14 protein-coding genes, 1 tRNA gene and 2 pseudogenes are annotated in these 11592 nt (G+C 47.4%); 7 read left to right on the top strand and 10 right to left on the bottom strand.

Annotated elements, in window-relative coordinates; translation table 11 throughout:
- The 6 genes from GF404_08835 to GF404_08810 form a co-directional block, all read right to left on the bottom strand.
- The coding region (locus tag GF404_08835; protein ID MBD3382287.1) for a DUF3857 domain-containing protein at positions 1–478 on the bottom strand (478 nt) is incomplete at its 3' end.
- 21 nt (positions 479–499) lie between these two features.
- Positions 500–1288: a hypothetical protein gene (locus tag GF404_08830; GenBank protein MBD3382286.1), complete on the bottom strand. Its 789-nt coding sequence runs from the start codon at positions 1286–1288 to the stop codon at positions 500–502.
- Complete coding sequence (locus GF404_08825) at positions 1278–1622, bottom strand: hypothetical protein (GenBank protein ID MBD3382285.1); 345 nt, start codon at positions 1620–1622, stop codon at positions 1278–1280. The genes GF404_08830 and GF404_08825 overlap by 11 nt, the downstream gene beginning before the upstream one ends.
- A gap of 188 nt (positions 1623–1810) precedes the next feature.
- Positions 1811–2212, bottom strand: coding sequence for a DUF3857 domain-containing protein (locus GF404_08820; GenBank protein MBD3382284.1), 402 nt, complete (start codon positions 2210–2212; stop codon positions 1811–1813).
- Complete coding sequence (locus GF404_08815) at positions 2202–2450, bottom strand: hypothetical protein (GenBank protein ID MBD3382283.1); 249 nt, start codon at positions 2448–2450, stop codon at positions 2202–2204. Before GF404_08815 ends, GF404_08820 begins: the two co-directional genes overlap by 11 nt.
- Before the next feature lie 663 nt (positions 2451–3113).
- Positions 3114–3186, bottom strand: a tRNA-Glu gene (locus tag GF404_08810).
- Between the two features lie 185 nt (positions 3187–3371).
- Between GF404_08810 and GF404_08805 the strand changes: the two genes are divergently transcribed.
- The 6 genes from GF404_08805 (at position 3372) to GF404_08780 (ending at position 7696) form a co-directional block, all read left to right on the top strand.
- Positions 3372–3869, top strand: a complete 498-nt coding sequence (locus GF404_08805) for a 3-isopropylmalate dehydratase (GenBank protein MBD3382282.1) — start codon at positions 3372–3374, stop codon at positions 3867–3869.
- A 3-nt stretch (positions 3870–3872) separates the two neighbouring features.
- Positions 3873–4535, top strand: coding sequence for a methyltransferase domain-containing protein (locus GF404_08800; GenBank protein ID MBD3382281.1), 663 nt, complete (start codon positions 3873–3875; stop codon positions 4533–4535).
- Between the two features lie 79 nt (positions 4536–4614).
- The gene (locus GF404_08795; GenBank protein MBD3382280.1) at positions 4615–5100 is read left to right on the top strand and encodes a hypothetical protein; all 486 of its coding nucleotides are present in this window, start codon (positions 4615–4617) and stop codon (positions 5098–5100) included.
- Between the two features lie 381 nt (positions 5101–5481).
- Positions 5482–6855, top strand: coding sequence for an MmgE/PrpD family protein (locus tag GF404_08790; GenBank protein MBD3382279.1), 1374 nt, complete (start codon positions 5482–5484; stop codon positions 6853–6855).
- A gap of 72 nt (positions 6856–6927) precedes the next feature.
- Complete coding sequence (locus GF404_08785) at positions 6928–7296, top strand: cupin domain-containing protein (protein ID MBD3382278.1); 369 nt, start codon at positions 6928–6930, stop codon at positions 7294–7296.
- A gap of 28 nt (positions 7297–7324) precedes the next feature.
- A complete protein-coding gene (locus GF404_08780) occupies positions 7325–7696 on the top strand; it encodes a hypothetical protein (GenBank protein ID MBD3382277.1) in 372 nt (123 codons plus the stop codon).
- Positions 7697–7699: 3 nt separating this feature from the next.
- Here GF404_08780 and GF404_08775 read toward each other — a convergent pair whose 3' ends face one another.
- The 4 genes and pseudogenes from GF404_08775 to GF404_08760 all read right to left on the bottom strand — a co-directional run bounded on the left by GF404_08775 (position 7700) and on the right by GF404_08760 (position 11012).
- Positions 7700–8218, bottom strand: a complete 519-nt coding sequence (locus tag GF404_08775; protein ID MBD3382276.1) for a GNAT family N-acetyltransferase — start codon at positions 8216–8218, stop codon at positions 7700–7702.
- A gap of 10 nt (positions 8219–8228) precedes the next feature.
- Entirely contained in the window at positions 8229–9440 is a 1212-nt protein-coding gene (lhgO, locus tag GF404_08770) for an L-2-hydroxyglutarate oxidase (GenBank protein ID MBD3382275.1), read from the bottom strand.
- Positions 9441–9569: 129 nt separating this feature from the next.
- Positions 9570–9785, bottom strand: a pseudogene (locus GF404_08765) (DNA-binding protein).
- A 498-nt stretch (positions 9786–10283) separates the two neighbouring features.
- Positions 10284–11012 (bottom strand): annotated as a pseudogene (locus GF404_08760) (5'-methylthioadenosine/adenosylhomocysteine nucleosidase).
- A gap of 236 nt (positions 11013–11248) precedes the next feature.
- Here GF404_08760 and GF404_08755 point away from each other — a divergent pair.
- Positions 11249–11542: a hypothetical protein gene (locus GF404_08755; protein ID MBD3382274.1), complete on the top strand. Its 294-nt coding sequence runs from the start codon at positions 11249–11251 to the stop codon at positions 11540–11542.
- Positions 11543–11592: the final 50 nt, after the last annotated feature.

The raw sequence follows: 11592 nt of genomic DNA, 5'->3' as shown, positions 1-11592 counted from the left end.
GGTACTTGATGATGTATTCGATGAAGCAGTCGTTGGTAACACTCGGCATTGAGAATGTGAATTGTTTAAATTCGAACTGCTTGCTTTTCACGGATTCTTTCTCATAAACGTGATCATCATCCAGAGGAATTGAAGTCCCGTCTTCAAGCACCGTCCGTCCCTGGATTGCCTCAATCTTTTGATCAAAACTGAGTATTGGCACTTCAACGTCACCCCATTCGCGCCCGTTGTCGGTCAATACACGAATCCTGCGGTAGATGGTCCGGTAGCATCTGTCATCATCCAGATCTTCGTCATCGGCATTGATTTTCTCGAATATCATGGCGGCATCGAATATTTTCTTCGTTGTGTCTCTGCTGATCGCCCAGTCTTCAGCAGTAATCTCATCCCATTCGAATTTGTCTTCTTTGACCACTCCCGCCTGCAAGCTTTCCGATAACAGCAAAAATGCTGTAACAAGAATGGTTGCAATCAACATCCATCTCGATATTAGAAAACCTCATCTCGTTTTAATTATGACTATCCTGTTTTGTGACTTGTTCAAGTTGTTTATAAATTCGTATCCGTCTTCATAACTTTCGGCTGGAACCTGACCCCCGAGATACCTTGTTTTCATGAAGTACCTCAGGGTGCTGTCGGATGTTGTTATGTCGCATTTGAAGCCGGCAATCGCGCAGTCACTTTCCATCGAATCAAGTATCCTTTCAAAGACCAGGTTTTCGGGCAGATGCCAGACTATCTCTTTTTCATACAGGGCCGGATTGCCGAATGTGATCGGGTAGTAACGCTTTTCATCCATATCCTCAGGATTGTCGAGAGTGTGGAAAAAATCAGGTTTCAGCATGATTATGCCTCCCGCGGAGGTGGTCTGGTTGTCTCCCTTGAGAGTGAAGCTCAGAAGTGTCGAATCGTCAAAGCACTCATAGTGAAGGCATTCGATTCGCGAATTATGGATAGTGCTTGCAAAATACTTTTGATATCTTTTATAAAGCTCATTAATGGCACTGGACTTGAGCAAATATTCGGCTTGTGACGATTTGAGGTCAAAATCCTTGATGGTTATATGCGCTGAGAATGAGCCGTTGGAATCCAGAACAGCGTCGGCCTGATATTTACGGTAATAGTTTTCCGGCTCAGTTGAGGACAGTTTGATGAGTTCGGATCCCGGCCTGGAAGCTCTCAGAGCCCATGTGCCATACAGAACCTCAGGTAGTTCTCCCAGCGGTGTGGCCGGGTCGGTCGGGTCGAAAAAGAGCCAGTCTCCGACTGAGCAGAATTCAGTCTGCATAGATTTTATGCTGGAGTCGGCCTCGAGTCCCACGATTGCATGATTGAATTGAAAGGGAGTAATATAACCCGGTATCGACCTCGCTGTTCACCGCTACCAGAACCGGACTGGCATTGAAACCAGATGCCTTCAGCATAGCTACCATCAGGGCTGATTTGTCTTTGCAGTCACCGTAGTGATTGCTGGCTGTCTGAGAGCAGAACCTTGGTGTAAAACGGCCCTCGTCAATTGCGACAGCCACGTATCGTATCTGATCCCTGACATAATCGGCGATCCTACTGATGAGCTCTGCGGAAGAGGACGTGCCCTGGCGGATTTCCTCGAGTTTTGAAATATCAGGCTGTCCGGTTGGGTCGGTTTGATGAACAGGTCATGAGTCCAGCGGGAAATCGGTTGCCAGCCGGTAAATGTCCTGTGGCGCGCATCCACCGGATCGTAGCAGGATATATAGATCGCGCTCATTGCCTCAGACCAGTCCGGCATATAGGATTCTTCCGGACAGTAGGGCGTAAAACCTTTATGTCAAAAGTACTTATTGCCATCCAGCGTTTCAGAAATCGAGTCGATATTTTGCACCGTTTTCATCAGGATCCAATCTTCGGGTATCTCCAATTCGATATTGGTGGACAGGACCGGTAGTTTTAGCTGGACCACAAACAAGTGATAGTAACTGCACCAGTACTCATCTTCCTTGATTTCATACTCGTAGGCGATAATGTCCCCCGCTGACATATCGGGAAATGTTGCCACCAGATGGCTGACATCATCATAATAGCCCGCGGCCTCTCCCAGATTGGTTGTATAGATATTTTCCCTGTTGAGTTTCTCAGTTTCACCATTGGGGCTGATCCGGTACCCCTCAATATCCTCAATTTCACGGGCGGAATGAATGTGATCATTCAGGCTTCCATGCTCAGTGCCCAGTGATTATTTTGACGGCGTAATGAACACGGGTTTTCGACTTGTTGTGGCTGGAGATATAGACATCATAGTCATTACATATAATAAACGCGGGAGCGTCTTTTGCGATCTCGATCGCATCAGATTTTTCAATCGCCTGTTTAACCCATCCGGGTGCACTTGCGCCTTTGAGATGCAGGAAGGGAATAGCGCTCAAGAATACCCCTAAAACAAAAGTCAGCGATATGTCGGAGATTCTCATTTTCAAATCCTATTGTATTACTTCCATGTTATTTTGCTAAAATCATAATTATGTAGTTTTAAGAAAAATATCAGTGATATCTCATGATACTGGTTTTAGAGAAATCCCTCGCCGAGGCATGTGTGACCATATATCGTTCTGAAAACACAATTTATATAATTTTTATATTTCCTGTAATTGTCATTATATCACCCTCCCCAATTATAGCAACTTTCGGGTGACTGTTTTACCCGGGAGAAAAACATCAGCCGAGATAGTAATCTCAGCGAGATTATTCTCCTTAAGAGACTATGCATTGATCGTACCACAAAAGCATTTTTTGTCAGATTCGTAAGTTGTTGATATGATATGGTTTATGATTTTTTGGGGGTGGTGTGGGTGTGTTGATGTAACACTATTTGTCTCCTTCATGGGGGGTAAATATGACACAGTTGCTCATGTGGGTTGCCATAGTATGTCGAACGGAGCTCGACACCATCTGCCAGTTTGGCAATCATAAAGGAATTGACTTCCCCTTTTGAATGTTGAGATCAGTATATTTCGAGACTACTAGGTTTTTCTGAGACTCCAGGTCGGGCCCGATCGATGTTGTTTTTTCGGTTGCAGAGAGTTGAAAAACGAATACCTGTCAAGTCTTTTCTTGACAGGTACTTATAAACTCAATAGCCCTAGGGGGAATCGAACCCCCGTTTGATGGCTGAGAACCACCCGTCCTAGACCACTAGACGATAGGGCCATTATATTCAGTTAAAATCCTGCTATATATACTAAAATTACGGATTTTCGCAACCGGAATTTGTGCTCTCCATATAAAATTCTAACCTGTACTTATCTCACGATCATAGTTGGCGCTGAATTTTTTAAATCTCTTGCGATCGGGCGGTCACCGTAGTATATTTTCTACTTGAAAAAGGAGAGTGTATGGCTAAAATCGAAGGCAAAGTTTTTAAATACGGCGATGATATCAATACCGACGTGATTTTCCCCGGAAAGTATACCTACACCGTAACCGATCCTGACGAAATGGCCAAGCACGCTATGGAGGATCTCGATCCGGAATTCATCGAGAAAGTCGCAAAAGGCGATATAGTAGTGGGAGGCAAGAACTTCGGATGCGGATCGTCTCGGGAGCAGGCTGTCAAATGTCTCAAGTTCGCCGGTGTCGGAGCGGTAATCGCCAGGACTTTTTCACGGATTTATTTCCGCAATTTGATCAATAACGGGGTACCTGCCATAGTCCAGCCAGAAGTGGTCGAAAAGATTCAGCCGGGCGACAAGCTGGCGATCGATCTTGAGCAGGGTAAAATCGATACGCCCTATGGCGAGTTCGATTTTCCGGCCTACGCCCCGGAGATTATGGAAATTATGCAGGCCGGCGGATTGATTCCGTACACACAGAAAAAACTGGGTACTGCCTGATTTATGATTAAAGATATCGTCGCCAAAATTCACCCGCAGATGGTTTTGGATGTCGGCTGTAAGCATGGAGCCTTCACCAAGAAACTGGCCGAATACTGCGGAAAGATAACTGCTATCGATATCTCCTGCGACGCGATCGATCAGGCCCGTCGCGAAAACATATCTGATAATATCAGCTACTTTTGTATGAACGCCCTCGATCTGCGTTTTCCGGATGAATACTTTGATCTCGTCTATGAGCGTATTTCACTGCACCATATAAAGAAATGGCGGGATGTGATCGATGAGATGGTGCGCGTATCGCAGAAGTATATCCTGATCGAGGAACCGCTCGAGGATCCCCGTAGCCAGGAAAAGAAGAACACCATTGAAGCCCAGAAACTGTACCTCGAAATTCAGCAGGAGGTCGGCTACGCACACTATCCCTATGTCGATACTGACGCGATGGAAAATCATCTCAAAGGCAGGGGGCTCAAGGTCGAGACCAGAATCTATCGCACCGATGAACTGACCACTTTCGATGAGTTCTTCGAGTACTACGAGAGTTTCGTTGTCAAAACCGAGCGTCGCAGTTACTGGCGCGATCGACTCAAAGCTTTGCGCAACAAGTTTGATGGTCAGGAACTGGCGATCAACGATATCTTCTTTGCCTACGCCGAAAAATAGTTTTATCTTGTAATTCCACGATTTCTGCCGATAACTTTGTCATAGTCAGCGATTACCAATTTGAATCAGAGGTGTTGTGATGCAGAGAAAAGGAATCGACCCGCCGTTTTTTTTCATGATCGCGGTGGGGGCTGAGCTGGTTTTGCATTATATCCTGCCGATCAAGCAGATCATCCCCAGCCCGTATCGATACCTGGGACTTTTACCGACTTTGTACGGAACGATGCTGAATTTGTGGGCCGATGGGCTCTTTAAACGACACCATACGACTGTCAAGCCGTTTGACAAATCGACCGCGTTGATTGTCGAGGGACCGTTTCAGTTCAGCCGCAATCCGATGTATGTTGGGATGCTGGCGATTTTACTGGGACTCGCGGTTTTACTGGGTTCGATTACGCCGTTTGTGCCGATGGTGGTGATGTTTTTTATTTTACAGTTGCTGTATATCCCGCACGAGGAGCATCAGCTGTACCTGGCTTTCGGCAATAACTTTATCGAATACCGCAACAGTACACCCAAATGGATCAATTTTTACCGTATGTTCGTCCGCAAACGAAAACAATAAGATCCTGCCACTATATACACAGCTGATCTTCAAAGAGCTTTATGATTTTTATAGAGATGCTTATAAAAAACAAACTTAATTATTATATAAAACACATATCTAAAGGTATTAACCTGACTGAGCGGTTTGTTATTCAGGCTTACTGAAGATGTGTTAGTTGGAGAGCTCTTTAAGCAGGATGTCTCATCCCCTTTGGAATTACATCCGGTTTCAATCATGTCATGAGGTGTACCATCAATCCTGAAAAATAGTCATAACTCCAGAGCCGGTTTTGACCTGCGAGAAGACTGTCAATCCCCCCAATTCCGCTTGCCTGCCTGTGCCAAAATCATATATTATCACTCAAAATCGAATTCATGTCTCAAGTAAGGAGTGCACGCAATGGATAAGACTGTCTCCCGTCTGTGGGCTGAGTGGGTCGAAAAAATCAAATTCGAAGATCTGGACCAGGATACGATCTATCATGCCAAACGAATCCTCTACGACTCGATCGGCTGCGCCCTGGGCGGTCATCGCGCCGAGGACTGCGAAATCTCGCTGGCGGTGATCGAGGCTATGGGTGGCAATCCCGAGGCGACCTGTATCGCCACCGGATTCAAGACCAACGCCTATATGGCTTCGCTGGCCAACGCGCTGATGACCCGGGTGATGGATTTCAACGATATTTACTGGAAAGACGATCCCTCCCATCCCTCGGACATCATCCCGGCCGCGCTGGCAGTCGGCGAACGCGAGGGTAAAACAGGCCAGGACCTGCTTTTGGGCATAGTCATCGGCCATGAGCTGGAGATGCGCCTGTGTGAATTCGCCAAACCGGGGATTCGCGAACGGGGATGGCATCACGCCTCACTGACCCAGCTTGTCTCACCTTTGGTGGCGGGCAAGATGCTCGATTTGAATTCCGACCAGTTGACCAATTCGGTCGGCATCTCGGGTTGTCACAATTTCTCATTGGGCGCGGTAGCCGCTGGCAAGCTGACGATGATGAAGAACACGGTCGATCCGATGGCGACCCAGTCGGGTGTGCTGGCGGCACTTCTGGCCCAGAAGGGATATATCGGCACCGAGGCGATTATCGAGGGCAAAGAAGGGTTCTGTCAGCAGATGGGCGAAGGTTACGATATGGACGCGGTAACCAAAGGACTGGGCGACAGCTTCAAGATCAAGGACTGTTCCTATAAAGCCTTCCCGACCGAATTCCTGACACAATCGCCAGTGACAGCCGCACTAAAATTGGTCAAAGATAAAGATATCGACTGGAAAGATGTCGAGGAAGTGACAGTCCATACGATCGCCCGCGCGGTCGATATCCTGGCCGATCCGACTAAGTATCGTCCCACGTCCAAGGAGACCGCCGATCATTCGATGCCCTACTGCGTGGGTGTTTCGATCATGGACCGGATGGTTACACCGTTGCAGTTTAAACAGGACAAACTCCAAAATGAGGAACTGCTCGATCTGATACAGAAGATCAAGGTTGTGGCAGATGAGGGTCTCGAGAAGGAATTCCCCGAACTGCAGCCCTCGGTGGTCGATATCAAGGTGAAATCGGGCGAGACATTTACCCAGCGTGTCGACTACGCCAAGGGTGATCCGCGCGAACCGATGACCGATGACGATCTCAGGGACAAATTCTACGGGCTGACCGCTGATTTCATGGATGACGGACAGCGTAAAAAGGTCGGTGAGATGATCTTCGGGATGGATCAGGTCGCGACCATCGCGGAGTTCATGAAAAACCTCATCGTCAAGTAAATCGTAAATTTTTGGGCGTCTCACGGCGCCCTTTTTTTATGGCATTAAAATCATAGACTTAAGGAGGAGGCAATGGGATCCAAAATCCCCCTGTTTATAGACACCGAAGAAGCACCTCGTCTTAATCTCGCCAAGGGTATCGAAACCCTGGTTTTAAGTGGATTGAACGGCGAGGCAATGATGATGGTCCAGCACCGGATCGCCCCCGGGGCGACCGCGCCGCTTCACGCGCACTCCAACCAGCAGTGCGGACTGATTCATTCCGGATCGGGACGCCTGACTATCGGTAACATGACCAGAGAAGTCAAAACCGGCGATTGCTTCTATATGACTTCGGATATCAAGCATGGCGTGATCAATACCGGTGACGATACTCTTGTGATGATCGAGGTCTTTCATCCGGTGCGCGAGGACTTCGTTAACATGATCAAAAATCCCTGACAGTCGAGCTAAATATGGGAGGATAGCTATGAAAACCGCAATGTTGACCACATTTCTTGTCGCAGTTTTTTGTGTCTCTGTTATCGCGGATGAGCCATTCGGGTTTGAAAAACTCTCCGATGAAGTCAGTTTTTTTGCCAATACCAATGATGATTTTGACACTCAGGGGCGCACGCTCCAGATAGTGGCAATCAATAATGTCAAGATCGGTACATGGTTTCAGATCGAGTTTACAGGAGATTTCAACTGGGATATGACTCCGGGTGAAGATTACGATTACTATATCGAAGTCGGAGTTGTCAAACCGATCTGGAAGAATTTCAGCCTGAACTACCAGCGTGTTTATGGTACATTTATCGACGATCCGGTAAACCAGTGGGGGATACGTTTCCGGCTTTAATGATCAGCAACCGGGTACTATCACCAGCATGCCGGGCCAGAAGATGAGTTTCTGTTTACCGATGTAATCCTCGAACTTGCGCCAGGGCTCGAATTCGAGCCCGATCCTGGTATAGATATCGATCCATGGACGGGCGCATTCTGGTATATTGATCTCAACTTCGGTCATACCGGCGTCGATTCTGGGCTTGATCGTCTGTTGAAACAGTTTAAAGACCGAATTGTGGTTTTTATGCTCGGGCGTGACCACCAGAAGATCAATTTGTCCGATCCGCCGGTCATCAGGCCTGAGTTTCATCATACAGAATCCGACCGGGCGATCGTTATCCACCATGGTGTTTATTGAACAGTCACTGTCGGAAAGACATTTCCTCAATGTATCGTCGCTGTATCTTTTTTCACTCCATGATTCGACATCGGTTTTATCAATCTCCTCCGGGCAAAAGTCTGACAGGCACTGAGCCGCGATTTTACGCAGAATATCGAATTCATTTTCAGCAGCAGGACGGACTTCCAGGCTCATGATGACCTCTCTAAGTTAGAAACTTCTTTTGTGCTAAATCGGCTATATATTCACCGATTGCCAGAGATGCTGTCGCCGCCGGAGAAGGTGCGTTAAGCACATGGATCATATTCTCGGTCTCATCGATTATAAAATCATCGACCAGGTTGCCATTGTGGTCAAGCGCCTGCGCTCGAACACCGGTTCCTCCCGGCGCAAGATCATCTGTTTCGATTTGCGGCAGCAGCCTTTGGAGTTCTTTAGTAAATGCTGTTTTGGAAAGCGAGCGATAAAATTCGCCTAGTCCGGTCTTGAAATATTTGCGCGCCATCTTCCAAAAACCGGATGAGAGCGCCATATTCGCGGTTTCCAGAAGAGATATATCGGACTTTTTGTATCCCTCACGGCTGAATGCCAGGACGGCATTGGGACCGGCCTCGACCTCGTTGTAGACACTGCGTGTGAAGTGCACACCCAAAAACGGGAAACGCGGATCGGGTACGGGATATACCAGGTCCTTAATCAGATGGCGTTTGCTTTCGGCCAGCTTGTAGTATTCGCCCCGGAAGGGGATGATCTGGATGCTCGGTTTGATGCCGGCCAGGCGGGCTACCCGGTCGGAGTAGAGGCCCCCGCAGTTAATCAGGTAGCTTGTCCTGATTTCTTTGGCGTCGCCGTAGAGGATCAATTTGCCTTTAGCCCGTGCGATATGCCTGATTTTGGCGGAGGTTCGAATCAATCCACCCTTTGCTCTGATCAACTCGGCGTACTTGTTGACCACATCTATATAGTCGACGATTCCGGTATAGGGCACATAGAGACCGTCGATGCCCCTGATATGAGGCCCCAGCTCTTTTAAGCGTTTACGATCGATCCGCTCGATCTGATCCAGGCCGTTTTCCCGCCCCCGTTTTTCGAGATCATCGAGACGGGTGAGTTCTTCCTCGGCAGTGGCAACGATCACCTTGCCGCAGCGATCATGCCGGATGCCATGTTCTGAGCAGAAGGAGTACATCGCCTCCCGTCCCTTTGCGCATAATCTGGATTTAAGCGATCCGGGCCGGTAATAGATTCCGGAATGTATCACTCCGGAGTTATGACCGCTTTGATGAGGTGCGAGATGATCCTCGGCTTCCAACAATGTCAATCGGCAATCATGTTCAGTGAGGATTGCCAGAGCTGTTGCACAACCGATTATCCCGCCTCCGATAACGGCAATATCTGTCTCTTCATAGAATGACATAACTTATTATTCTAATCGGCAGAAGGGTAGTTCAGTTCCAACCTCTTGTCAATAGTGGGCAATAAAAAATGCCGGCCATGTAGCCGGCATAATATAATCAAACCATAATCTGAACAATCCGAAATCTGCCTATTTCTTTTTCTTTCTGGCTGTGGTTTTCTTCTTGGCAGTTTTTTTCTTGGCAGTAGTTTTACGTTTGGCTGTTTTCTTTTTAGCTGTAGTTTTTTTCCTGGCCGTGGTTTTCTTCTTAGCCGTTTTCTTTTTTGCTGTGGTTTTCTTTTTGGTGGTTTTACGTTTGGCTGTTTTCTTCTTTGCCGCGGTTTTTTTCTTGGCAGGTTTTTTCTTAACAACAGCTTTCTTCAGGCCCAATGCGCCAGCCTTGGCACGGACAGAGCCGACCGAACGCTTGAGCTCCTTGGCCAGTTGCGCCGTAGGAGTATTTTTGTACTTCTTTCTCAGAAGCTTGATATCCTCGGAAGTCCAGGCCTGGCCGATTCCGACTTTGCGCCGGGTCGTGACCTTTTTCTTTCTTGAGGTTTTCTTCTTGGCAGCCTTTTTAGCTTTCTTCGGCATCTTGTAACCCTCCTCAGGTTGGTTGCCATTAGACAGTTATCTTTATTTTATTTTTATCTACCCACTCGCTATCATTTATAATTAAAAAATTAAAAATCCAATGCAAGATAAAAACATCATTCTTTTGCATTAATGCATACCTGTATTTGATATGCTTCATTACTTTCTGAATCTATAATCGGAATACGGTGGACTTTTCTCTATGTACTTAAGCGTAATAACCAAAAAAAGATGAGTATGGTAACACGAATCGATGTGTTTTGGATCATTTCAAATGGTATGGGCGTATTCTGTGACTCCGGCGAGCTTCAACATGGATGAAACAATCTGGAAGGAATTATTTGAGGCGGACTTGAGGTAATCTTCGAAATCATCGGTAGCGTCGACACCGCCGGTGTCGGAAATAGTGCGGATCAGCATGAAGGGAACATCGTTGAGATGACATGTGTACCCGACCGCGGCACCTTCCATCTCAGTCGCCACTGCTCCGAATTCGCGCTGCAGCCATTCGATCTGCGATGGGTTGGTGACAAACCTGTCACCCGAAATAACCGTGCCGACTACCAAAAGGGGAGGGTCGGACGTGCCCTTGAAGACATCATCGAAGGCGTAACAGGCATACTTGACAAGTTTCTGATCGACCTCGATAGTCCGGCCGACATCGGGAAGTTCACCATAGCGGCGTCCAAACGCGGTCAGGTCGAAATCGTATTGAACGACGCTGTTGGCGACTACGATATCGCCCCGCCTGAGGTTGGGCATCAATGCCCCCGCCAGGCCGGTCATCACGATTTTATCGACATCGAACCTGTCGATCATGATCTGGGTGCCAATTGCGGCGTTGACTTTGCCGATCCCGGTCTGGAGGAGGATCACTTTTTGCTCGCCGAGTGTCCCGATATAGTATTTCATGCGCGCCTGGGAAACGACTTCTTTAATTTCCATGCTGGCCTTCATCAGGCTGATCTCTTCTTCCATAGCTCCCAAAAGACCGATCATGACTTCCCCCGTTTCATGCGTGGGTTAAAATATATCAATCGGGCGGGCGTGGTGCCTGCGTATAAAATATCTATCGGCTGTTTTTCAAAGCTGTCTTAACAGAGCTGTAAAAAATTGTGCTAACGGTTATATAAACTATTATTGACGGATACGATAATCGCTATATATTAATTTTATCGGAACAACCGGGTCTATAGACAGTTCTACTGCACCGGTGGTATTTAACCGAGTAATTTATGAGAAACATTTTTGCTTCAATAGTTGCCCTCACGATTCTGTTCGGTCTCGGTGCGGCTGACCAGTTTCACAATCACGATCATTTTCACGATCACGATAGCTTCACCGACCGGCACGAACACCATTGCCCGGTCTTTTCGCTGAAGAGCAATCTTCCGGAACTGCCGGTTTATCCTGTTTTGCTGATAGATCCCGATGATGCTGAAGATAGTTATTCATTCCATTTTCAGAATCCCCATGTTCGCCAGTATGCGAATGATATAGATTTGCGCGCTCCACCTTTCCCGGCCTGAGCTTAGTTACAATCTAAAATCAGCAATCATATCCACGCCAGGGGTGTTTT

The organism is Candidatus Zixiibacteriota bacterium, from assembly GCA_014728145.1.
GTDB lineage: Bacteria > Zixibacteria > MSB-5A5 > JAABVY01 > JAABVY01 > WJMC01.
The sequence above is the reverse complement of the archived record's forward strand: the minus strand, read 5'-3'. Positions and strand labels throughout refer to the sequence as shown.